General features: G+C 67.0%; 24 protein-coding genes. 15 read left to right on the forward strand and 9 right to left on the reverse strand.

Features of this window, described 5'->3' with window-relative positions; genetic code table 11:
- Window positions 1–7: 7 nt before the first annotated feature.
- On the reverse strand, window positions 8–652 hold the full coding sequence (locus K32_RS07355) for an SGNH/GDSL hydrolase family protein (RefSeq protein WP_201403393.1): 645 nt from the start codon (window positions 650–652) through the stop codon (window positions 8–10).
- Between the two features lie 172 nt (window positions 653–824).
- Here K32_RS07355 and K32_RS07360 point away from each other — a divergent pair, with 172 nt between their 5' ends.
- Both K32_RS07360 and K32_RS07365 read left to right on the forward strand, forming a co-directional pair.
- A complete protein-coding gene (locus K32_RS07360; RefSeq protein WP_201403394.1) occupies window positions 825–1,409 on the forward strand; it encodes a nitroreductase family protein in 585 nt (194 codons plus the stop codon).
- 76 nt (window positions 1,410–1,485) lie between these two features.
- On the forward strand, window positions 1,486–3,507 hold the full coding sequence (locus K32_RS07365; protein ID WP_201403395.1) for an aldo/keto reductase: 2,022 nt from the start codon (window positions 1,486–1,488) through the stop codon (window positions 3,505–3,507).
- A gap of 784 nt (window positions 3,508–4,291) precedes the next feature.
- On the opposite strand, the gene K32_RS07370 is transcribed toward K32_RS07365, so the two are convergent.
- Both K32_RS07370 and K32_RS07375 read right to left on the reverse strand, forming a co-directional pair.
- Window positions 4,292–4,471, reverse strand: a complete 180-nt coding sequence (locus K32_RS07370) for a hypothetical protein (RefSeq protein ID WP_201403396.1) — start codon at window positions 4,469–4,471, stop codon at window positions 4,292–4,294.
- A gap of 23 nt (window positions 4,472–4,494) precedes the next feature.
- Window positions 4,495–4,692 carry a hypothetical protein gene (locus K32_RS07375; protein WP_201403397.1) on the reverse strand — a complete coding sequence of 66 codons (198 nt, stop codon included), beginning with the start codon at window positions 4,690–4,692 and terminating at the stop codon, window positions 4,495–4,497.
- 92 nt (window positions 4,693–4,784) lie between these two features.
- Between K32_RS07375 and K32_RS07380 the strand changes: the two genes are divergently transcribed.
- Window positions 4,785–5,687, forward strand: a complete 903-nt coding sequence (locus K32_RS07380; RefSeq protein ID WP_201403398.1) for a LysR substrate-binding domain-containing protein — start codon at window positions 4,785–4,787, stop codon at window positions 5,685–5,687.
- On the opposite strand, the gene K32_RS07385 is transcribed toward K32_RS07380, so the two are convergent.
- Window positions 5,679–6,110 carry a VOC family protein gene (locus tag K32_RS07385; RefSeq protein ID WP_201404396.1) on the reverse strand — a complete coding sequence of 144 codons (432 nt, stop codon included), beginning with the start codon at window positions 6,108–6,110 and terminating at the stop codon, window positions 5,679–5,681. The genes K32_RS07380 and K32_RS07385 overlap by 9 nt on opposite strands.
- Window positions 6,111–6,191: 81 nt before the next feature.
- Here K32_RS07385 and K32_RS07390 point away from each other — a divergent pair, with 81 nt between their 5' ends.
- The gene (locus K32_RS07390; RefSeq protein ID WP_201403399.1) at window positions 6,192–6,758 is read left to right on the forward strand and encodes a TetR/AcrR family transcriptional regulator; all 567 of its coding nucleotides are present in this window, start codon (window positions 6,192–6,194) and stop codon (window positions 6,756–6,758) included.
- A 54-nt stretch (window positions 6,759–6,812) separates the two neighbouring features.
- Window positions 6,813–7,409, forward strand: a complete 597-nt coding sequence (locus K32_RS07395) for an NUDIX domain-containing protein (RefSeq protein WP_201403400.1) — start codon at window positions 6,813–6,815, stop codon at window positions 7,407–7,409.
- A gap of 22 nt (window positions 7,410–7,431) precedes the next feature.
- Here the strand turns inward: K32_RS07395 and K32_RS07400 are convergent, their stop codons facing one another.
- A complete protein-coding gene (locus K32_RS07400) occupies window positions 7,432–7,887 on the reverse strand; it encodes a helix-turn-helix domain-containing protein (protein ID WP_201403401.1) in 456 nt (151 codons plus the stop codon).
- A 166-nt stretch (window positions 7,888–8,053) separates the two neighbouring features.
- Between K32_RS07400 and K32_RS07405 the strand changes: the two genes are divergently transcribed.
- Both K32_RS07405 and K32_RS07410 read left to right on the forward strand, forming a co-directional pair.
- Window positions 8,054–8,698, forward strand: coding sequence for an NAD(P)-dependent oxidoreductase (locus tag K32_RS07405; protein ID WP_201403402.1), 645 nt, complete (start codon window positions 8,054–8,056; stop codon window positions 8,696–8,698).
- A gap of 235 nt (window positions 8,699–8,933) precedes the next feature.
- Entirely contained in the window at window positions 8,934–10,379 is a 1,446-nt protein-coding gene (locus tag K32_RS07410; RefSeq protein ID WP_201403403.1) for an alginate export family protein, read from the forward strand.
- Between the two features lie 97 nt (window positions 10,380–10,476).
- On the opposite strand, the gene K32_RS07415 is transcribed toward K32_RS07410, so the two are convergent.
- The gene (locus tag K32_RS07415; protein ID WP_201403404.1) at window positions 10,477–11,646 is read right to left on the reverse strand and encodes an Mrp/NBP35 family ATP-binding protein; all 1,170 of its coding nucleotides are present in this window, start codon (window positions 11,644–11,646) and stop codon (window positions 10,477–10,479) included.
- A gap of 578 nt (window positions 11,647–12,224) precedes the next feature.
- On the opposite strand from K32_RS07415, the gene K32_RS07420 reads away from it, so the two are divergent.
- Both K32_RS07420 and recO read left to right on the forward strand, forming a co-directional pair.
- Window positions 12,225–13,544, forward strand: a complete 1,320-nt coding sequence (locus K32_RS07420) for a porin (protein ID WP_201403405.1) — start codon at window positions 12,225–12,227, stop codon at window positions 13,542–13,544.
- Window positions 13,545–13,777: 233 nt separating this feature from the next.
- The gene (gene recO, locus K32_RS07425) at window positions 13,778–14,530 is read left to right on the forward strand and encodes a DNA repair protein RecO (RefSeq protein WP_201403406.1); all 753 of its coding nucleotides are present in this window, start codon (window positions 13,778–13,780) and stop codon (window positions 14,528–14,530) included.
- Between the two features lie 284 nt (window positions 14,531–14,814).
- On the opposite strand, the gene K32_RS07430 is transcribed toward recO, so the two are convergent.
- Window positions 14,815–15,135, reverse strand: a complete 321-nt coding sequence (locus tag K32_RS07430; RefSeq protein WP_201403407.1) for a hypothetical protein — start codon at window positions 15,133–15,135, stop codon at window positions 14,815–14,817.
- A 213-nt stretch (window positions 15,136–15,348) separates the two neighbouring features.
- Between K32_RS07430 and K32_RS07435 the strand changes: the two genes are divergently transcribed.
- The 3 genes from K32_RS07435 to K32_RS07445 all read left to right on the forward strand — a co-directional run bounded on the left by K32_RS07435 (window position 15,349) and on the right by K32_RS07445 (window position 17,727).
- Complete coding sequence (locus K32_RS07435; protein WP_201403408.1) at window positions 15,349–16,044, forward strand: DUF1045 domain-containing protein; 696 nt, start codon at window positions 15,349–15,351, stop codon at window positions 16,042–16,044.
- On the forward strand, window positions 16,044–17,180 hold the full coding sequence (locus K32_RS07440; protein ID WP_201403409.1) for an alpha-D-ribose 1-methylphosphonate 5-triphosphate diphosphatase: 1,137 nt from the start codon (window positions 16,044–16,046) through the stop codon (window positions 17,178–17,180). Before K32_RS07435 ends, K32_RS07440 begins: the two co-directional genes overlap by 1 nt.
- Window positions 17,181–17,277: 97 nt before the next feature.
- Complete coding sequence (locus K32_RS07445) at window positions 17,278–17,727, forward strand: nuclear transport factor 2 family protein (RefSeq protein WP_201403410.1); 450 nt, start codon at window positions 17,278–17,280, stop codon at window positions 17,725–17,727.
- A gap of 36 nt (window positions 17,728–17,763) precedes the next feature.
- Here the strand turns inward: K32_RS07445 and K32_RS07450 are convergent, their stop codons facing one another.
- Entirely contained in the window at window positions 17,764–18,249 is a 486-nt protein-coding gene (locus tag K32_RS07450; RefSeq protein ID WP_201403411.1) for a L,D-transpeptidase, read from the reverse strand.
- A 161-nt stretch (window positions 18,250–18,410) separates the two neighbouring features.
- On the reverse strand, window positions 18,411–18,872 hold the full coding sequence (locus K32_RS07455) for a L,D-transpeptidase (protein ID WP_371812976.1): 462 nt from the start codon (window positions 18,870–18,872) through the stop codon (window positions 18,411–18,413).
- A gap of 280 nt (window positions 18,873–19,152) precedes the next feature.
- Here K32_RS07455 and panB point away from each other — a divergent pair, with 280 nt between their 5' ends.
- The 3 genes from panB to der all read left to right on the forward strand — a co-directional run bounded on the left by panB (window position 19,153) and on the right by der (window position 22,405).
- Window positions 19,153–19,971 (forward strand): 3-methyl-2-oxobutanoate hydroxymethyltransferase, encoded by an 819-nt coding sequence (panB, locus tag K32_RS07460; protein WP_201403412.1) that lies wholly within the window; start codon window positions 19,153–19,155, stop codon window positions 19,969–19,971.
- Between the two features lie 194 nt (window positions 19,972–20,165).
- Complete coding sequence (locus K32_RS07465; protein WP_201403413.1) at window positions 20,166–20,843, forward strand: tetratricopeptide repeat protein; 678 nt, start codon at window positions 20,166–20,168, stop codon at window positions 20,841–20,843.
- Between the two features lie 149 nt (window positions 20,844–20,992).
- The gene (der, locus tag K32_RS07470) at window positions 20,993–22,405 is read left to right on the forward strand and encodes a ribosome biogenesis GTPase Der (RefSeq protein WP_201403414.1); all 1,413 of its coding nucleotides are present in this window, start codon (window positions 20,993–20,995) and stop codon (window positions 22,403–22,405) included.
- Window position 22,406 lies beyond the last annotated feature (1 nt).

Genomic DNA, 22,406 nt, shown 5'->3' on the forward strand with positions numbered 1-22,406 from the left:
CTTGAGATCAGGCGAGCGCTTTGACCGCCGCCGCGATCGCCTTGCCGAGCGTGACATGCGCGTCGGGATCGAGATGGATGCCGTCATAGGCGCTGGAGCGGATATGCTGTCCCGCGTCGAGGAACGCCGCGCCGTGCTCCCTGGCGATTGCCGCGTAGAGCGTCGCGAAGGCCTGCGACTTGGCGAGGCCGCCGGCCAGCATCGGCGTGTATTCCGGCTTCTCGCCGGTATGGTCGAGGATGGGCGCCGGCGCTACGACGAGGATCTTCGGCACGCCGGAATTGTTGCCGGCCTCGGCCTGCTTGATCACCTTGATCAGCTCGCCGACGCCCTTGGCGATATCCTCCGCCGGCACGTTGAAGCGCGCCTTGAGGTCGTTGGTGCCCAGCATGATGACGACGACGTCGAGCGGCCGGTGCGAGCGAAGGCAGGGCAGGAGGTAGGTCTTGCCGTTCATGTACTCGCCCTCGACGGGGTCGGAGTGCACGGTGGTGCGGCCGGGAAGCCCTTCCTCGATCACCAGCCAGTCGGCGCCGAGCTCGTTCTGCGCGATGCCCGGCCAGCGCTCGTCGCGCCCGTAGCGATCGTCGGGACGGGCGACGGTGGCGGCGCCCCAGGTGTTGGAATCGCCATAGGCGAGTACGGTCTTCATCGAAACTGCTCCTCCCGGCGAATCTGCTTCGCCCCTGCGGAACCGATCAAACATCAAGGCTGATATTTCTCAAGCGGGGGGCTTACGCGCGGCCCACGCCCCTCTAGGATCGGCGCCGTCGCCGGCGCGACTCTCGCCGCAGACGCCCCGCATGCCGATGGAGACCCCTTTCATGAGGAAGCCCGCCGAGACCGATGCGCCGATCCTGCCGGTGATCGCCGAACGCTGGAGCCCGCGCGCCTTCGATCCCGAAAAGACGCTGACGGAAGCGGATCTGAAGCCCCTGTTCGAGGCCGCGCGCTGGGCGCCTTCGTCGAGCAACACCCAGCCCTGGCGCTTCGTCTACGCCTTTCGCGGCGAGCCGTTCTTCGACACGCTGGTCGACTGCGCCGTCGAGGGCAACCGGCCCTGGGTGCGGCGCTGCTCGGTGCTCGCCTATGCGATCGCCAGGACCCATTCCGACAGCGGCCGCGCGCTCTGGCACAATCGTCACGATACCGGCATCGCGCTCGGCTATCTGTTGCTGCAGGCGACCGCCAACGGCCTCGCCGTGCATCCCTTCGGCGGCTTCGAGAGCGACGAGGTGATCGCCGCCGCCCATGTCCCGGAGGGCTATGAGCCCTGCACCGGCATCGGCATCGGTTTTCCCGGTGATCCGGACATCCTGCCGGAGCGGGACCGCGAGCGCGAGCTCGGCGGGCGCGAGCGCCGCGCCGTGCGCGATTTTGCCTTTCACGGCCCCTGGCCGGAGGCCTGAGGCGGAGGTGAACCCCGGCGGGAGGATGGCGGCTCATGGCCGCCGCGCCGGATGAACGACAATGGGAGTGAGTGACATGACCACCGAGGACAAGAGCCAGGACCCGGTTCGCTGGGGCATCATCGGGCCGGGCGGCATCGCCAAGGCGTTTCGCGACGGGCTGAGCCATTCGCGCAACGGCCGCCTGGTTGCGATCGGCAGCCGCAATCCGGCCAAGCCCGGCCTCGCCGAGGATTTTCCCGGCGCCCGCATTCTTGACGGCTACCAGGCGCTGCTCGACGACCCCGAGGTCGAGGCCGTCTACATCGCGACGCCGCATCCAGGCCACGCAGAATGGGCGATCAAGGCGGCCGAGGCCGGCAAGCACGTGCTCGTCGAGAAGCCGCTGGGGCTCACCGCCTTCGAGGCGGAGGCGATCTTCCACGCGCACAGGAAGGCCGGCACCTTCGCGGGCGAGGCCTTCATGTACCGCCTGCATCCGCAGACCAAGCGGCTCTATGACCTGGTCGCCGAGGGCGCGATCGGCGAAGTGCGGGCCATCAAGTCGAGCTTCGGCTTCGCCATGCCGGGCTTCGATCCCGCGCACCGGCTCTATGCCAACGACCTCGCCGGCGGCGGCATCCTCGACGTCGGCTGCTATCCGGTCTCGATGGCGCGGCTGATCGCCGGCGCCGCCTCCGGCAAGCCCTTCCTCGATCCGGTGGAAGTGCAGGGCGCGGCGCATCTCGGCAAATCCGGCGTCGACGAATGGGCGGCGGCGATCCTGACCTTCCCGAACGACATTATCGCCGAGGTCTCCTGCAGCGTGTCGCTGGCGCAGGACAATGTGCTGCGCATCCTCGGCACCAAGGGCCGCATCGAGGTCGCCGACTTCTGGTTCGCCGGCGGCAAGGAAGGCGGCACCGGCACGATCCGCATCGTGCGGCCCGACGGCAATGTCGAGGCGATCGAGGTGGCCGAGCCCGGCTGGCTCTATTCCTTCGAGGTCGACGCGGCCAGCGAGGCGATCCGCGCCGGCAAGCAGGAGCTGGCGTCGCCCGGCATGAGCTGGGCCGATACGCTCGGCAATCTCCGAACGCTCGACAAGTGGCGCGCGGGCGTCGGCCTCGTCTTCGACATCGAGACGCCGGCGCGCAAGACCACCACCATCACCGGCGCCAAGCTTGCGCGCGGCGAAAAATCGATCCCGAAGCGGCAGATCGCCGGCGTCAACCAGCCGACCTCGGTGGCGGCGCTCGGCTTCGAGTTCTTCCCGGATTTCGCCTCGGCCTCGGTGCTGCTCGACGCCTTCCACGAGGCGGGCGGCAATCTGTTCGACACGGCCTACATCTATGCCGGCGGCAAGACGGAAAAGATCCTCGGCGACTGGCTGACGAGCCGGGGCGTTCGCAATGAATCCGTCGTCATCGGCAAGGGTGCGCACTCGCCGCTCGTCTATCCCGATGTCATCGGCAAGCAGCTGACGGAATCGCTCGACCGGCTGCAGACCGATCGTGTCGACCTCTACTTCATGCATCGTGACAATCCGGACGTGCCGGTCGGCGAGTTCGTCGATGCGATGGACGCCGAGGTGAAGGCCGGCCGCATCCGCGGTCCCTATGGCGGCTCGAACTGGACGCGCGAGCGCATGGACGCGGCGATCGCCTATGCCGAGGCCAACGGCAAGCAGAAGCCGGGCGCGCTTTCCAACAACTTCTCGCTGGCCGAGATGCTCGATCCGATCTGGGCCGGCTGCGTCGCCGCCTCGGACGATGTGTGGAAGGCGTGGCTCGACGAGCGGCAGATCCCGAACTTCGCCTGGTCGAGCCAGGGCCGGGGCTTCTTCACCGACCGCGCCGGCCGCGACAAGCGCGACGACGAGGAGATCGTGCGCGTCTGGTACTCGGAGAAGAATTTTGGCCGCCGCGACCGGGCGATCGAGCTGGCCAAGAAGCTCGGCCGCGACCCGATCCACGTCGCGCTCGCCTATGTGCTGGCGCAGCCCTTCCCGGTGGTGCCGCTGATCGGCCCGCGCACACTGGCCGAACTCGAGGACAGCCTCTCCGCCCTCGACATCCAGCTGTCGCCCGAGCAGGTCGCCTGGCTCGACAAGGGCTGAGCGGTCGTTAGTAGACCCTCACCCCGACCCTCTCCCGCACGCGGGAGAGGGGGACCGCCTGCGTCGGTGAGGGGGCGGTGGTCCTGGCTCGGTCGCCGATACCGCTCTCTGACACCGCGTTTCCAAGAACTCGACCATCATCCTGAGGTGCCCGGCAAAGCCGGGCCTCGAAGGAGGGTCCAGGGAACTCCTGATTTGATCGCGGGGATATCGCCAGACCCTGCCTGCAAGCCGGAGCGCCGGCTGGACCCTCCTTCGAGGCTTCGCTGTCGCGAAGCACCTCAGGATGATGGCGGAGGATTTCGATTGGCCACCCGCTCGCCATCATCCCGGGCCTGACCCGGGATCCATTCAGCCGGGTTGATAGCCGCGCGAACCTCCCGGTTGCGCGGCTGCATGGATCCCTGCTTCCGCAGGGATGACGACGGAGGGTGGGAATCCAGTTGAGCTCTATCGGTGGCAGACGCGTTCGACGCCTTGGCACAAACTAGCCACCCGCTCGCCGTCATCCCGGGCTTGACCCGGGATCCATTCAGCCGGGTTGATGGCCGCGCGAACCTCCCGGTTCCGCGGCTGCATGGATCCCTGCTTTCGCAGGGATGACGGCGGAGTGTGGGAATCCAGTTGAGCTCTAACGGTGGCAGACGCGTTCGACGCCTTGGCTCACACTTGGCCACCCGCTCGCCGTCATCTATGGCCCGACCCGGATCCATTCAGCCGGGTTGGCGGCCGCGAAGCGCTTCTCAAGGGAGAGGCAGCAGCCGTATTCCTGCCGAAACCCGGCCTATTCCATCTCTGTGTCGCGCGCGGATGGCGTCGACATCGTCATCTGCCGCTGCGGCGTCGGGCGCGCGTGCAGCAGGGCTGCGGCGAGCGAGCGGTTGAGCGCCTTGTACTGGCTGCGCAGTGCCTCTTCGCGGAGGTCGGCGGCGTTCGGGGTCTTGGCCCGGCTGGTCATTGTCATGTCTCCTCTAACCGCCGCTGCGCTTAGGCGCAGCGGCTGCGTCGTTCCGGCTCTTCGTCCGGCTGCGCCTCGATCGGCTCGGGGCCGATCGGCAGGTCAGCCAGTTCACGCAGGCTTCGTGTCCAGAGTGTGGACTCCGGAAATTCATTCTCGTTGTCGGCGACCGGAATCGGCTCGGCCGCCCAATCGACGATGGCCCTGAGAAGCCTGTAGATCGTCATGGTTCATCTCCTCGGCTGACGTCGAGGAAGCATGGTCCTAAACCGATCGAGGCGGTATCGACATGATCTCGGTCACACTTTAGAAAAACTGCATGGCCGATCCCTTCAAAGTCCCGCTTAACGCGCTCCGCGCTATAGAAATCGTCGCCCGTAGCGGCACACTCGCGATCGCGGCCGATGAACTTGGCGTGACCTCGGGCGCGGTCAGCCAGCATATCCGCCGCGCCGAGGCGCGGCTGGGCGTGCTGCTGTTCGAGCGGACGCCGCGCGGCCTCGTCCCGACCCCGGCGCTGGAGGCGGCGCTGCCGCTGCTCTCGGCCGGCTTCCGGCAGGTCGCTGAGGCCGTGTCGGTGATGGAGGGCGACCGGCGCGGCACGCTGACCATCACCACGGCGCCGACCTTCGCGGCGCGCTGGCTGGTGCAGCGCCTCGGCCGCTTCACGCGTGAAAACCCGGATATCGAGATCCGCTTCGTCGCGTCGACCACCGTTGTCGACCTGGCGCGCAGCGATGTCGACTGCGCGATCCGGCTCGGGCGCGGCGATTGGCCCGGCGTCGCGGCCGAAAAACTGCTGCCGCAGCCCTTCTTCCCCGTCTGCGCGCCGCTCTGGCGCGACCCACTGCGCGAGCCGGCCGATCTCGGCCACGTGCCCGTTGTTGCCGACGAGGGCACGATGGTCGAATGGGCGGCGTGGTTCGAGGCCGCCGGCGCGCCGATGCCGAAGCTCGCGGGACCGTCCTTCACGGATCCGATCCTGGCGCTGGAGGCGACGATTTCGGGGCAGGGGGTGATGCTGGCCTGGCAGATGGTGGTGCAGGACGCGCTCGACACGGGGCGTCTCGTGCGTCCCTTCGCGACGGAGGCGAAGACGGATCTCGCCTACTGGTTCGTGACGACGGAGGCGAAGCGGAAGAACCGCAAGGTGCGGCTCTTCCATGACTGGCTCACGCGCGAAATGGCGCTCTCGACCGGGATCGCGCCGGGTTCAGGCTGAGCCGGGCAAGGCGCCTTCCGCGTAGGCAGATGCGAATTCGGCGCTGGGCGGGATCGGCGTGATCACGTCGATCAGCACGCCGTTCGGATCGGCGGTGATGAAATGGCGCTGGCCGAACGCCTCGTCGCGGAGCTCGAGCCGCATCGGCAGACCGGCGGCGGTGAGCCGCGCGTACTCCGCATCGACATTCACGACCTCGAAATTGAGCAGCAGGCCGGCGACCGCGCCGCGCCCGGTTTCGGGGATCGTCTCGTGCGAGCCGTCGAGGATGGCGAGGTTGACGGTGGGATCGCCGGCCGATTGCAGATGCACGTACCAGTCGCTCTCGAACAGCGCCGCGAGGCCGAAATGCGCCGTATAGAACGCCGCCGTGCCGGCGACGTCGCGCGTCATGACGACGGGATAGAAGCTGGTGATCTTCATTGGGGTCTTCATGGCTTTCCACGCTCCGGGATTTCACATACAGTCTGCATGTTTCTTTTCATTAACATACAGGCTGTATGTATGCAATCGCCGCGCAGCAACCAGGACCGCACCGAGAAGACCCGCGCCGCGCTGATCGCGGCGGCGCGCGCGCTGTTCGTCGACAAGGGCTATGCAGAGACGGCGACGCCGGAAATCGTCGCGGCGGCCGGCATCACGCGCGGCGCGCTCTATCACCATTTTCGCGACAAGCGGGACCTGTTCCGGGCGGTGGCGGAGGAGGAGGCGAGGGCCGTGGTGGTTGGGATCGAGGCCTCAACGCCCGAGGTCGAAAAGCCGCTCGACGCGCTCCTTGCCGGCAGTCGCGCCTATCTCGACGCCATGGCCGCGCCGGGCCGGACGCGGCTGCTGCTGATCGAGGCGCCGGCCGTGCTCGGCCTCGCCGAGACGCGCGCGCTCGACGAGGCGCATGCGGCGCGCACGCTCCGGGAAGGGCTCGCCGCGCTCGGCGTCGCGGAAGAAGCGGAGGCGCTCGGCGACCTGCTCTCGGCCGCCTTCGACCGGGCCGCGCTCGCGCTCGACGCCGGCGGCGATCGTGCGGCCTATGAAGCGGCGCTTTCGCTACTTATAAGGCGTCTGGTGTCGTGACGCGCTTTGTCCGGGCGGGAAGCCCGGCGGGCTGACAGGCAGGAAAGATCTCAGATGAGCGATTGGAAGGACCGGGTCCGGGAGCGCGAACGCGTATTGCTCTCCGACAATTGGGGCCGGCTGCACAAGAACGTCTTCGACTATCGCCGCTCGGACGGCACCTGGCAGGAACAGGTCCGCGAGACCTATGACCGCGGTGACGGCGCGGCGGTGCTTCCCTACGATCCGGATCGCGGCACGATCCTGCTGATCCGCCAGTTCCGCTATCCGGCCTTTGTGCGCGGCCATGAGGAGCCGTTGATCGAGGCCTGCGCCGGCCTGCTCGACGCCGACGATCCCGTCACCTGCATCCGGAAGGAAGCCGAGGAGGAACTGGGCGTCCAGCTCGAGGCGCCGCGCCGCGTCATGGTTTCGTTCATGTCGCCCGGCAGCGTCGTCGAGCAGCTGCACCTCTTCGTCGCCCGCTACCAGCCCGGCGACCGCATCGGCGATGGCGGCGGCCATGTCGACGAGGGCGAGGACATCGAGGTGCTGGAGCTTGCCTTCGACGAGGCGCTCGCCATGGTCGACGACGGCCGTATCTGCGACGCCAAGACGATCATGTTGATCCAGTACGCGGCGCTGAAGGGCCTGCTGAAGGGCGGGTCGTAGCGCGGCCCGGACCGGCGACGCCTCAGGACTTCCCGGCGGCGTCATAATCCCGGCGGCTGGCGCGGATCGCCTCGTGATGCGCGCTCGCCCAGCCGGTCAGCACCTTCATCGGCTCGGCCAGCGAATGGCCGAGTTCGGTCAGCGCGTATTCGACCTGCGGCGGCGTGGTCGGGAAGACCTGCCGGCTGACCAGGCCGTCGCGCTCCAGGCTGCGCAGCGTCACCGTCAGCATGCGCTGCGAAATGCCGGCGACGGCGCGCTTCAGCGCGTTGAAGCGCTGCGGTCCCGTCGTCAGCTGCAGCACGGTCAGATAGCTCCAGGCATCGCCCAGTCGGTCCAGCACGTCGCGGACGGGGCATTCCTCGGCGGGAAGCACCGTCATGCCGGCGAACGGACCGTTCACCAGCGGCGCTCCAATCGCCTTTCCCGCCGCCGGCGACGCAGCGATGAAATCCCGCGCTTCCGCCATTTCGTTCATGGTTCGGCTTCCTTCTGGCGGCGAGGTGGTTCCCTCGCTGTGCCCTGGTTCAGGGGAGATGCGTCCTTCCCGGATGCAAGTCAAGCGCCTAGTTACGGATCGTAACCGCGCGGATGCGGCAAGGGCAGGCGGGATCGTTCGCCGTTCCAGGAAAAGGACTTCAAGAATGAAGATCGCAGTCATCGGTGCGACGGGCTTCGTGGGCTCGGCCGTGGTCGCGGAAGCGCTGGCGCGCGGCCATCAGGTGGGCGCGATCGCCCGCCATCCGGAAAAGCTCGCCGAGGCGCCGGGCCTGACCCGGATCGTGGGCGACGTGCGCGACGCCGACCGGGTCGCCGCGCTGGTCGCCGGCTACGACTATGTCGTCAGCGCCTACAATCCCGGCTGGACCAATCCGGATATCTATAACGAGTATCTGCTTGGCGCGGCGGCGATCGTCGCCGGCGTGAAGAAGGCCGGCCTGCCGCTGCTCGTCGTCGGCGGCGCCGGCAGCCTCGAAGTGGCGCCGGGCGTGCAGGCGGTCGACCTGCCGGAATTCCCGGAGACCTGGAAGCCCGGCGCGCTCGCGGCCCGCGACGGCCTGAACGAGATCCGCAAGGAAACCGAACTCGACTGGACCTTCCTGTCGCCGGCCGCCTTCCTGGAACACGACACGCCGCGCACCGGCCGCTACCGCCTCGGCGGCGACAATCCGGTCGTCGATCCGGCGACGGGCACGGCGCATATCTCGATCGGCGATCTCGCCGTCGCTGTTCTCGACGAGGCGGAAGCGCGCAAACACAAGCACCGCCGCTTCACCGTCGGCGTATGACGCCAATCGAGAAGCCGCCCGGATCCGATCCGGGCGGCCGAGGCGTTCGCCAGGGTCGACGACGGCCGCCTCTGCGACGCCAAGACGATCCCGCTGATCCCGTTTGCCGCGCTGAAGGGGCTGCCGACCGCGTAGGATGGCTGGTCGAGCCGTCGGCCATCTGCTTTCATGGAGTAGTAAGGGAATCATTCGATCGCCTATCGGTAAGGCTGCGCCCTCAATAGCATCAGGTGAAATGCACCGCCTCATTCTCGCATTTCGACGATTGGGTGGTGTCATCGGTGTCCTGTTGCCGGTCCAGGGCGCGTTGGCGGCAGACCGGCTGGTTCTGTTCGACGCCGACGGCTTCGAGGTCCGCGCCCATCTGCAGATCGGCGGCAACGCCGTCTTCGAGCGCAATCTGTTCTGGAATCTCGCCGAGACGGTCGCGCCAGCCGTCGGCTTCGACGCGAACACCGACTGGCTCGAGGGCTATGTCATGCCCGGCCTCAGCTTTTCCAAGGAGATCGGCGACGCGTTGACGGCCTATGGCAAGGTTTCGATGGTGGCTTCGGGGACGCTTGGAATCGATGCCTTCGACGTGGGAGGCACGGGACGCATCACCCTCGAGGACGGCTATCTCGGCCTCCGCTCGCGGGATACGAGTGGCGCGGTGCCCTGGTTCGACGTCTCGCTCGGTCCGCGCGACTACAAGGCCGGCACCGGCATGCTGATCGCCAATGGCGGCGCCAACGGCTTCGAGCGCGGTGCCTTGAAACTTGGCCCGCGCGACGCCTGGGAGAGGGCGGCGCTCGCCCGGTTTGGCTTCAACGGGTTCACGGCGACGGGGTTCTATATCGAGCCCAACGAACTGCCGCGCAATCCGACCAACACGCAGATCGTCGGCGGCGATTTCCGCTATGATGGCCCCTCGGACACCTACGCCGGCGCCACGATCGGCTACGTCCCGACGTCGACGGCGCCCTATCCCAAGGCGGCGCCCGGCGGGATCGGGGTTCCCACGATCCTTTCCGATGGCCGCGACGGTCTGAAGTTCGTCAATCTCTATGGCCGCGCCTTGCCCTTCGAGGGCAAGCTCGAAAATCTCTTCGTCAGCGGCGATTTCGCCTATGAGTGGAACGAGCGCATCGACATGCGGGCCTGGGGCGGCAGGGCCCAGATCGGCTATACGTTCGCCAGCCTCGGCTGGACCCCGGTTCTGACTTACACCTATCAGACCTTTTCCGGCGACGACCCCTCGACGCCCGCGCTCGAGCGCTTCGATCCACTCTACTACCAGGGCACGCCGAGCGCCTGGTCTACGGGCTCGAAGTCTTCGATGGTCTTCATCAACTCGAACGTCAACGCGCATCAGCTCAGCTTGAGCGTCCAGCCGACGCCGCGCGACACGCTCACGTTTCGCTATGCCTATATCGACGCCAACCAGCTGCAGAGCCCGATCCAGTTCGGCCAGGCGACGCGGCTCGAATTCGCCAACGGCGTCTCCGACCCGGTCGCCGGCGTGACCGAGCGCCACCTCGCGGACGACGTCTATCTCGAATATATCCGCGCGATCACGCCCAGCACCTATCTGGCGACCGGCATCAGCGCGTCCGTGCCGGGCGCAGGCATGAGGTCGATCCTCAGCGGTGACGCGCCGATCTGGTATGGCGGCTACGCCAATATCGTCAGCGATTTCTGAGCGCGCGGCTCGGCTTAGCGCGGCGCGAAGCGGCGGACATGCCGAAAGGCCGTCCGGAAAGATCCGGACGGCCCGATTTTCTGAAGCGGGACTCGCCCTACTCGATGACGATGCTGGGCGCCTGCCTTGCGCCGGAGCCGCCCGAGACATTCGCCCAGATCTTCGCGGCGATGTCCTTGTAGACGCGGGCATGCGGGCCTTCCGGCGCCGTAGCGACGACCGGCCTGCCGCTGTCCGAGGTCTCGCGGATCACCATTTCGAGCGGCACTTCGCCGAGGAACGGCACGCCGAGCCGCTCGGCTTCGCGCTTGGCGCCGCCATGGCCGAAGATGTCGTAGCGGGCGCCGGTGTCGGGGGCGATGAAATAGCTCATGTTCTCGACGATGCCGAGCACCGGCACGTCGACCTTGCGGAACATGGCGAGGCCCTTGCGCGCATCGATCAGCGCCAGGTCCTGCGGTGTCGAGACGATGACGGCGCCGGCGAGCGGCACCTGCTGCGCCATGGTCAATTGCGCGTCGCCGGTGCCGGGCGGCATGTCGACGACCAGCACGTCGAGCGGCGCCCAGGCGACCTCGCGCAGCATCTGCGTGATCGCCGACATCACCATCGGCCCGCGCCAGATCATCGGCGTCTCTTCCTCGACGAGGAAGCCCATCGACATCGTCTTCAGCCCGTAGGCCTCCATCGGCTTCAGCGTCCTGCCCTCGATCGCTTCGGGCCGGCCGGAAAGGCCGAGCAGGCGCGGCACGGACGGACCGTAGATATCGGCGTCGAGCAGGCCGACCTTGAGCCCGTTGGCGAGAAGGCCGAGCGCGATGTTGACCGCGGTGGTCGACTTGCCGACGCCGCCCTTGCCGGAAGCGACGGCGATGATCGCGCCGACGCCGGGAATTCCGGGCTTGGCGGAGGAGGTCGGCCGGGCCGGCGTCGGGCGCGGCGGGTGGGCGGCGGGCGATTCATGCGTATGCGCGTGCGCCGCCGGGCGGGGCGGTTGCGGCGCGGGGGCGCCGGCTTTCCGCTCGGCCGTCAGGATGACGAGCGTGCTCTCGACGCCCTCGAGCCCGCGCACGGCGGCGGCGGCCTTCTCGCGCAGCGGCTCCAGCTCATGCGCGCGCGCCGCGTCGACGGTGATCGAGAACATCACCTTGCCGCCATTGATGAGAATGTCCGAGACGAGGCCGAGGCTGACGATGTCCCCGTTGCCGTCCGGACCTTCGACCGAGCGCAGCCGCTCGAGAATGGCGTGTCTGTCGAGGGCGGTCATGGCAGGCGGTATTCCTTGTTGTGGCGTTGACGGGCGACCTTAGTCCATCAGGGCCGCCAAGGGGTATCGGATTCAGGCGGATCCCCCGCGCGCGAAACGGCGCAGGCCGGCCGCAATGCGGTCCGAGGATTCGGGCGCGAATCCGGCGCCCGGATGGCGGGTGTGCGGAGAGGCAACAGCGGCGAAGATAGCTCGCCTTGCGCGACCGCGTTCGGGCAGGAATGCCGGAGAGGAACCGAAAGTCGTTTATTTTCAGCGCGTTGCGTTAACCGGCCTTGCCCCATCTATTACCAGAAACTTAACCACAACCGTCACACGGAAGACATTCGGTGTTGCATTTCTGTCATAGCGCCCGATCACGCTTTCGCTATGATCTGAGACACGGAATCACGAGATGAGATTCCGGTCGCAACTACCGGCCACCCTGGGGTGGGGGCCAACAAAAGTAGAAGCGGCTGAACGGGGATTAGGACGGACTTCGAACGAGCTGACGAGAAGGGGTGATCCTAACGGGTCTACTCGGCAGCGACGAGAAGAATGAAATACTCTCCTGGTTTTACCTTTTTGGAGGTCAGGATATGAACTTTAAGACCCTTCTCCTCGGCTCTGCAGCAGCCATGATCATGGCTGGCGGCGCTCAGGCGGCGGATCTCACGGTCGCCGAGCCGGTCGACTACGTGAAGGTCTGCGACGCTTTCGGCACGGGCTTCTTCTATTCGCCGGGCACGGACACCTGCATCAAGGTCGGCGGCTACCTGAAGTTCGGTACCTCCTTCGGTGATCGTTCGGGCGCGCCCTTCGTTGGCACGTTCAACAACATCTACACGAACAGCAACTGGGGCAACTTCTACACGGAAGCTTCGATCCAGCTGACGGCTTCGTCGGTCACCGAATACGGTAACCTGACCGGCTTCATCGACTACCGCGCCAAGACCGGCAACGTCCGCGGCACGGGCGACGTCACCGACTATATCAACTCGGCGACAAACTCCGCCTACGTCGACAGCGCCTACCTTGAGCTCGGACCGCTCAAGGCTGGTTACTTCACCTCGCTGTTCGATTTCGGCCGCGGTTACAACGACACCGGCATGTTCGGTTCGGACTCGACCACCGATCACATCCAGCTGACCTATGCCGTCAACGGCTTCGGTCTGGCGGTCTCGGTGGAAGACGCGCGTGATCGCAACGCCTTCGGCCAGGTCAATGGTCCGCTGGATCCCAACTTCCCGCTTATCGATAACTACTCGGGCGGTCAGGACAACATCCCGGATATCGTCGGTGCCGTCACCTACGCTTCGGGCATCTTCTCGGCCAAGGTCGCCGCTGCCTGGACCCATCAGGCAGTCAGCATCGACTACAGCCGCGCCGGCACTCCTGCCGATCCGTTTACCATCGACGCTAAGGACGGCTGGGCCGTCGGCGGCGGTCTCGAGATCGCGCTCGACAACTTCTCGGCTGGCGACCGCTTCTTCGTGTCGGCTGCCTACGGCGACAACGCCAACTCCTACACCGGTCTTGCCGGCGGCACCTCGGTGTCCGGCTTCGTCGGTCCGGTCCTGAGCTATGACTTCGCGTCGGCGCCGGGCACCAGCTGGAGCGCGCTGGCTTCGTACAAGCACGTTTGGACCCCGCAGCTGTGGTCGTCGCTCTCGGGCGGCTATGCCAACTTCAGCGGCCGTGATGAACTCGATGGCGGCGACGTCGACGCCTGGCGCGCTGGCTTCACCACCGCCTACACGCCGGTCAAGGGTCTCGACATCGTCGGCGACGTCTTCTACACGGACGTCAAGGTCAAGAACGACAATCCGAACCTCGGCAACCCGAGCGCCAACGTCCCCGTTGGCGATCGTGACGGCAGCGGTTGGACGTTCAACCTGTTCCTGAAGCGCTCCTGGTAATCCCAGGGTTAGCTTAGCTATCGAAGGCCCGGCGGAGCGATCCGCCGGGCTTTTTCGTTTTTGGCTGTTGAAAGTCGAGCGCCTGCACGCCGGTAGGTGCTCATCGAGCGGCTTGTTGTGTGGCCGCTTGCGGGGTGCCGGATATCCTGTCCATCACTGCGGGCGTGGGGACCCGCGTTGTTCGACCGTTCTGCGCGGGTGACGGCCTTTGTCCCGCGCTTTAGAATGCCCGGATGGAATGGACCGATCAGGGCCTGGTACTGGGCGTACGGCAGCATGGCGAGACGAGCGTCGTTCTCGAGCTGATGACGGCCGGGCGCGGCCGGCATCTCGGCCTGGTGCGCGGCGGCCGTTCGCGCCGGCTGGCGCCGGTGCTGCAGCCGGGCAATACAGTGCAGGCGATCTGGCGCGCCCGTCTCGACGAGCATCTCGGCATCTTCACGATCGAGCCGGTGACGAGCCGCGCCGCGCGGCTGATCGGCGATTCCGGCACGCTTTTCGCGCTGCAGACGCTGACCGGCCACCTTCGCCTGCTCGCCGAGCGCGAGCCGCATCCGGCCCTCCACGGCGCGGTCGAGGCGGTGCTCGATGCGGTCGCCGCGGCGGAGCAGCCGCAATGGTTCGATTTCGCCACCTTCATCGCCCGGTTCGAGCTGATCCTGCTCGAGGAACTGGGCTACGGGCTGGATCTATCGACCTGCGCCGCCACCGGCGCGCGGGAGGAGCTGCTCTATGTCTCGCCGAAATCCGGCCGGGCCGTCAGCCGGGCAGGGGCGGCGGGCTATGAGGAGCGGTTGTTGCCGCTCGCGCCGTTCCTGACCGGCGGACCGTCGAACGGCGCGCCGGAGGAGCTGCGCGATGCGTTCCGCCTGACCGGGCATTTCCTGTCGAAGCATATCTACGGCCCGCGCGGACTGCGCGAGCCGACGGCTCGCACGGAACTCCTGACGCAGCTCGACCGGCTGATTTCCGTTCAGGCCGTCTGAGAACCGGGCCATAATTCGAAATTAGGCCTGGGGTAGCAGGGCCTGTTGTCCAAACCTCGAGCCCTCTGGACCAGCTCCGACCTCGTCCTGAGGTGCTTCGCGGAGCGAAGCCTCGAAGGAGGCTCCAGCGGAGTACTTCTGTTTGCGGACGAAGTCCGTCGAAATCCGACCCGCAGTCTGCAGCCTGGGAGTTTCTCTGGACCCTCCTTCGAGGCCCGGCTTCGCCGGGCACCTCAGGATGATGGTCGAGTTCTACCCGACAGGATCGTACCAAACGCCCTTGATCAGCGCGCCCAGCAGAAGTCGCGCACCTTCGGCGAGTAGCGGAACGGGTTCAGGGCAATGTCCTGGCGGCAGCGGTTGCGGATGCCGAGCTGCGTTGTCGGATCGAGCGATGCCTTGAAGGCGGCGAGCGACGCGGTGTCGTCGGGGACAGTCGAAAGGTCGAAGCCGAAGACCTTCCAGTCGGGCAGCGGGCCGGACTCAATCCCGCTCGTGGGGAAGCTGTTGGCGCTCGTCGCCGCCGCGGGCGACGCCGAAAACACGGCCGGCGCGGCGAGAAGCGCCAGGGCGACGATACCGAGGGCGGTTTTGGACAGGCTCATCATGGATCCTCATTCAATCGAACGACCGTACGATCTGCGATATATACGGAATATCGTTGCCGGAGCGTGAAATACAACCGCGACATGGCCGCCTGCGACGCCGCCCGGCCGCGTCATGGGATTGCCGGAAATGCGCAATGTCTCCGTTCCGCCATCCGCGCCGGGTTAAACTGACGCGCCCCACGATTCGGACGCCAAACCGTCGAGATCATCTTGCGCTACGCCATCTATGCCACGCCATCCGCCGAACATCCCCTGTCGCTCGCCGCGGCCCGCTGGCTCGGCCGCGACGCCTTCAGCGGCGAGGATCATCCGCTGCCGGAGGTCAACGGCTTCTCTGGCGGCACGATCGAGGCCTATCTGGCGGATCCGGGCCGCTACGGCTTTCACGGCACGCTGAAGGCGCCGTTCACGCTGGCCGAGGGCCAGAGCGAGGCTGCGCTGATCGCGACGCTCGACGCCTTCGCGGCCGGTGCGGCGCCGGTGACGGTTCCGGAGCTGGTGATCCGGCGGCTCGGCCGCTTCTTCGCGCTCGTGCCCAACGAGCGCGTCGAGGCGCTGGACGCGCTGGCCGGTCGGGTCGTCGCCGATTTCGAGCCCTTCCGCGCGCCGCTTTCGGAAGCCGACATCGCCCGGCGCCGCGCCGCCGGGCTGACACTCGACGAGGAGACGAACCTCATCCGCTGGGGCTACCCCTATGTGTTCGATGCGTTCCGCTATCACATGTCGTTGACCGGCCGGGTTCCGAAGGACGACGCGGAGCCGATGGCGACGGAATTGAAGCGTCACTTCGCCGATTTCGACGGCAAGCCCTTCGTGCTCGACCGCCTGGCGATCTTCATCGAGCCGGAGCGCGGCGCGCCTTTCGTCGTGCATCATGTCGCGACGCTGGCCGGAGGCGCGCGCTGATGGCCGAGCAGATCTTCACCAACGCCCGGATCGTGCTGGAAGACGAGGCCGTCGAGGGCAGCCTGCTGGTGCGCGACGGCAAGATCGCCGATTTCGACAGCAGCGCGACGCGCCATGGCGAGGATCTGGGCGGCGATTACCTCGTGCCCGGCTTCGTCGAGCTGCATACCGACCATCTCGAGAACCACTATGCGCCGCGTCCCGGCGTGCGCTGGAACCCGATCGCGGCGGTGCAGTCGCATGACGCACAGGTCGCCGGCGCCGGCATCACCACGGTGTTCGATGCGCTGCGGGTCGGCATGGACGAGGACGCGCGCACCTCGACGGCCGAGATGCAGATGCTGGCCGACGCCATCGAGCAGGCGAAGCGGGAGGAGCGGCTGCGCGCCGATCACTTGCTGCATCTGCGCTGCGAAGTGTCGGCGCCCGACGTCCTCGATGGTCTAGCCGGTTTCCTCGACGTGCTGCCGGTGCGCCTCGTCTCGCTGATGGACCATTCACCCGGCCAGCGCCAGTTCGCCAGCCTCGACAGCTATCGCGCCTTTTACCAGGGCAAGATGGGCATGTCGGACGCCGCCTATGAGGCGTTCGCCGCGAAGCGCATCGCGCAGGCGGACGAGTTCTCCGCCCGGCATCGCCGCGAGATCGTCGATCTCTGCCATCCGCGCGCCATCGCGGTGGCGAGCCATGACGACGCAACATCAGCGCATGTCGAGGAGGCAGCTTCCGACGGCGTTTCCATCGCCGAGTTCCCGACCACGATCGAAGCCGCCGCCGCGTCGCGCGCCGCCGATATCCAGGTGCTGATGGGCGCGCCCAATCTGGTGCGTGGCGGCTCGCATTCCGGCAATGTCTCGGCCGTCGTGCTGGCCGAGGCCGGACAGCTCGACATCCTGTCGTCGGACTATGTGCCGTTCAGCCTGATGGTCGCCGTCTTCGCGCTGCCGGGCCTGGTGCCGTCGATCAGCCTGCCGCAGGCGGTGCGCCTGGTCACGCGGGCGCCGGCCGAGGCGGTCGGGCTCGACGATCGCGGCGCGATCCGCCCGGGCCTTCGCGCCGATCTCGTCCGGGTTCGCGCCGGCGATGGCGTGCCGGTGGTGCGCAGCGTCTGGCGCGAGGGCAACCGCGTCTCCTAGCGGGCCGCCTCGCGCAGATGTGCGCTCCCTAGCTGGCGTGGCCGTTCTATGCTCCGTCGCCGGGTCGCCAGGACCCGGCGAGTAGGAGGAGCGTATCATGGCCACGCAACAAGGCGTTCATACCCATCCCGCAATGAACCCGGTGATCCGCAAGCTCGCGGACGAGATCCAGCCCCTGCTCGACGGGATCGGCGCCTGCATGGATCGCGGCGACGCGCGGGAGGCGGCGACGTACTTTACCGACGACGCCAATGTGATCAGCCCGAGCGGATTGACCGGTTCCGGCATAACCGGTGTCCAGCGCGTGCTCGCGGCCGACATGGCCTCGATCCTGAAGGGCACGCAAAGCCACTTCACGATCGAAGCGGTGCGGCCGCTCGGCGATGTCGCCTTCGTCGATGCGTTGCACGAGATCAGCGGCATCGAGGCGGCCGGCGGACAGCCGTTCCAGATCCATCTGGTCGCGCTCGTCCGCAAGCAGGGCAACAGCTGGAAGCTGCTGGAGGCGCGGCCCTACGCGTTCATGCCGCCGATGACCAAGCACTGACGCAGGGGTCGATCCGGCCCCGGCCCGGGGCCGGCATTATTTCTCGACGATGATCGCCGTGCGCATCATGCCGATCTCGTGGACGGCCTTGAAGAACACCTCGGCATTCGCCTTGTCGAGGCGGACGCAGCCATGCGAGGCGGGGCGGCCGAGATGCCGGGTCTCGCTCGTCGCGTGAACCGCGATGCCGTCATTGAAGAAGACGGAATAGGGCATCGGCGCGTTCTCGTATTTCGACGAATAGTGCATCTCGTCGAGATAGTCGGGACGGAACTGGCCTGGCGGTGTTTCAAAGCCCTTGCGGCCGGTCGAAACCTTCCAGCTGTAGGTTTCCTTGACGCCATTGCCGCGGTTGACCACGACGTCCATCTGCTGCTTCGAGAGGTTCACCGTGGCGCGGACGCCGGCCGGCGCCGGGAACAGCGAATTGGCGGAGGCGAGCTGCGGCAGGGTGATCAGCGCGGCGAAGGCAAGCGGGGCGACGAGGCGGCCCAAGGAGCGGACGACAGGGCGGGCGGTCATGGCGGCGGGTTCCCAAGTGGGGCTCAGTGTGGGGGCTTAGGGTAGGACTCGGTGTGGGACTCGGTCGTGCCGGAAAGCACAACCGTCGATATGTCTTAGCGCCCGTCCGAAACGCTGTCAGTGATCATCGTCACGCCAAGCGGGTCCGGGTTACGATTTTCTCAGCGTGTGATCACGACGCGCGCATTTTTCATGCCGCGCTCGGCGATCAGCTGGTAGAGCCGGCGGGCATTCTCGGGCGCCAGGCGGATGCAGCCATGCGAGGCCGGCCGGCCGAGCGAACGGACATGCGGGGTGCCGTGGATGGCATAGCCGCCATGGAAGAAGACCGAGTTGGGCATGGGCGCATCATCGTATTTGCGCGAGTACCACATCCGGTGCATGCGCGTCGGCCGGTAGCTGCCGACGGGCGTGCGGTAGCCCTTCCTTGCTGTCGAGACGTCCCAGCCATAGCGCGCCCGGCCATCGACATAGACGATCATCTGCTGCGACGAGAGATTGACGCGGGCGACGACGTCGGCCTTCGCGGCTTGCGGCGGGGCGGCGGCGAGGGCGGCGACGCCAAGGGCCACGGACAGGGCGAACATCGCGAGGGGGCGGGTTGGGGCGAAGGGCGGGGGCATGCTCGTCTGGCTCCTCGAATATCCGATCATCCTTCCGTAAGGGTAACAGGAAATCCTGAACAACCGGTAATCCCGTTCACTTGATCCAGCCCATGCATGGTTGCAGGGGCAGGGTTGCAGCCATGGGGGATGTCGGCATGTCGGGAACGGTCGAATGAGCCGGCGAACCGTGCTAGCAACACCCGGCCGGATGCTCTTTCCAGGGGATCCGCGTGGGCGCGAACCATTTGTCGTTCGCCCCGATCCGCAGGAAACGCTTTCGCGCCAAAGGAGAGCATGGATGTCCGTCGTGGCCCAGACCCGCCGTTTGACGGCGATCGATATCGGCAGCCGCAAGGGTGGCACGCCGATCGTCTCGCTGACGGCCTATCACGCCCATACGGCGGCGATCATGGATTCGTATGTCGACTTCATCCTGGTCGGCGATTCGCTCGGCATGGTCATGCACGGGCTCGAGAGCACGGTTCCCGTCACCCTCGACATGATGATCCTGCAGGGGCTCGCGGTGATGCGCGGCTCCAAGCGGGCGCTCGTCGTCGTCGACATGCCGTTCGGCTCCTATGAGGAGAGCCCGCAGGCGGCCTTCCGCTCGGCCTCGCGGATCATGAAGGAGACCGGCTGCGGCGCCATCAAGATGGAAGGCGGCGTGCACATGGCCGAGACGGTCAGCTTCCTGACCAAGCGCGGCATTCCGGTCATGGGCCATATCGGCCTGACGCCGCAGTCGATCAACACGATGGGCGGCTTCAAGGTGCAGGGCAAGAACGACGAGAGCGCGGCGGCGGTGATGGCCGACGCCAAGGCGATCGCGGAAGCCGGCGCGTTTGCCATCGTCGTCGAGGGCGTGATCGAGCCGGTCGCGCGCGACATCACGCGCGCGGTCGCCGTACCGACCATCGGCATCGGCGCCTCGCCGGATTGCGACGGGCAGATCCTGGTGCTCGAGGACATGCTGGGCCTGTCGCCGCGCGTGCCGAAATTCGTCAAGAAGTTCGGCAATCTCGGCGGCATGATCGAGGAAGCGATCTCCGCCTATGCCGACGAGGTCAAGGCGCGCACCTTCCCGTCGCCGGAGCAGGTCTATACCAAGAAGGCCTGATTCCAGGCCGCCGGCCCGGGTTTTGGGGACCGCACGCAGGCCCGGCCGGTGTGCGCGTCCGCTCCCGATGCCACGGTGATGTTTCGGGCGCGGCGGCGAGCCGATATTCTCCTGGTTGACGGCGATCATCGATTTGCCAGCTGAGGGGCGCTTCGTTATGGTGCGCGCCGCTGACCGGAGCCGGAAAGAAGAGAATGACCGATATTTTTCACGAAGTGGAAGACGACCTTCGCCGCGAGAAGGCGAAGCGTCTCTGGGCTCGCTTCGGACCTTATGTTCTTCTGGTTGCGGTGCTGATCGTCATCGGCGTCGGCGGCTGGCGTGGCTGGGAATATTGGCGCGAGCAGCAGGCGGCCGCCGAGGGCGACCGTTTCGTCGCCGCGCTGAAGCTCGCCAGCGAAAGCAAGCATGACGAGGCGATCGCGGCGCTGAACGACATCGCGGCGACCGGTTCGGGCGGCTATCCCGTGCTCGCGAGCTTCCGGGCGGCTGCCGAACTCGCCGCCACCAAGAAGACCGACGACGCCGTGAAGGCGTTCGACGCGATCGCCGCCAAGGCCGATACGCCGCCGCTCCTGAAGTCGATGGCGCGGCTTCGCGCGGCGATGCTGGTCGTCGATACGTCCGATCTCGCCGGCATGAAGAGCCGCGTCGGCGATCTCGCCGAAGTCGGCAATCCCTGGCGTCATAGTGCTCGCGAGCTGCTCGGCCTCACCGCCTGGCAGAAGGGCGACCTCGAGGCGGCGCGCGGCTATTTCCAGTCGATCCAGGACGATCCGGAGACGCCGCAGTCGATGCGCAGCCGCGCTCAGCTGATGCAGGATCTGATCCGTTCCAAGATCGGCGCGGCGCCGGCTCCGGCCAAGAGCTGATCTCCGGCCGAGCGGATCCGCTCGCCGTACCAACCGTTTTCGTCGTTCCGGGGCCACGCGGGGCGTGTTAGCCGGAACCTCGACGTGGCAGTCTTTCGGGAAGTCGCGGCCGCCGCGGCTTCCCGTCGCCATTTGAGGCCCTACCCATCATGACCTTCACCGTCGCCATCATCGGCCGTCCCAATGTCGGCAAGTCGACCCTCTTCAACCGCCTCGTCGGCCAGAAGATCGCGCTCGTCGACGACACGCCGGGCGTGACGCGCGACCGCCGTCCGGGCGAGGCCAGGATCGGCGACCTCTATTTCACGATCATCGACACGGCCGGCCTCGAAGACGCCGATCCCGAGAGCCTCGAGGGCCGCATGCGCGCCCAGACCGAGATGGCGATCGAGGAGGCGGATGTCTCGCTGTTCCTGATCGACGCCCGGGTCGGCGTGACGCCGGTCGACGAGTATTTCGCCGAGCTGCTGCGCCGCGTCGGCAAGCCGGTCGTGCTGGTCGCCAACAAGGCCGAGGGCAAGCTCGGCGAGAACGGCGTGCTGGAAGCCTATTCACTCGGCCTTGGCGAGCCGATCGCGCTTTCCGCCGAGCATGGCGAGGGCATGGCCGACCTGTTCGCGGCGCTGCTGCCGTTCGAGCGGGAAGAGGACGAGCTCGACGACGAAGACGACGATTTCGACGCGCCGCTGCCGGTCGATCCCGAGACAGGCGAGGAAATCGAAGCGCCGCTCGACCTGACGAAGCCGATCAAGGTCGCGATCGTCGGCCGCCCGAATGCCGGCAAGTCGACGCTGATCAACACCATGCTGGGCGAGGACCGCCTGCTGGTCGGCCCCGAGGCCGGCATCACGCGCGACTCGATCTCGGTCGACTGGACCTGGAACGACCGCCGCATCAAGCTGTTCGACACCGCCGGCATGCGCAAGAAGGCGCGCGTCGAGACCAAACTGGAGAAGCTCTCCGTCGGCGACTCGCTGCGCGCCATCCGCTTCGCCGAAGTGGTCGTGCTGATGCTCGACGTCACCATTCCGTTCGAGAAGCAGGACCTGCAGATCGCCGATCTGGTCGCCCGCGAGGGCCGCGCCTTGATCATCGCCTTCAACAAGTGGGACCTCGTCGAGGACCGCCAGGCGAAGATGGCGGAGCTGCGCGAGATGGCCGAGCGGCTGCTGCCGCAGGTGCGCGGCGTGCCGCTGGTGCCGCTCTCGGGTCTCACCGGTTCCGGCATCGACAAGCTGATGGGCGAGCTGCTCAAGGTCTACGCGACCTGGAACCGCCGCATCCCGACGGCGGCGCTGAACCGCTGGCTCGCGAGCGTGCTGGAGCATCATCCGCCGCCGGCCGTCTCCGGCCGCCGCATCAAGCTCCGCTACATGACGCAGCCCAAGGCCCGCCCGCCGACCTTCGTCGCCTTCTGCTCGCGCCCCGAGGCGCTGCCGGACGCCTATACGCGCTATCTGCTGAACGGCATCCGCGAACACTTCAAGCTCGCCGCCGTGCCGCTGCGCCTGCAGCTGCGCAAGGGCGAGAACCCGTTCGAGCACAAGGCGAAGAAGCGGTAGC

The sequence above is a fragment of the Kaistia sp. 32K genome, from assembly GCF_016629525.1.
Classification (GTDB): Bacteria; Pseudomonadota; Alphaproteobacteria; order Rhizobiales; family Kaistiaceae; genus Kaistia.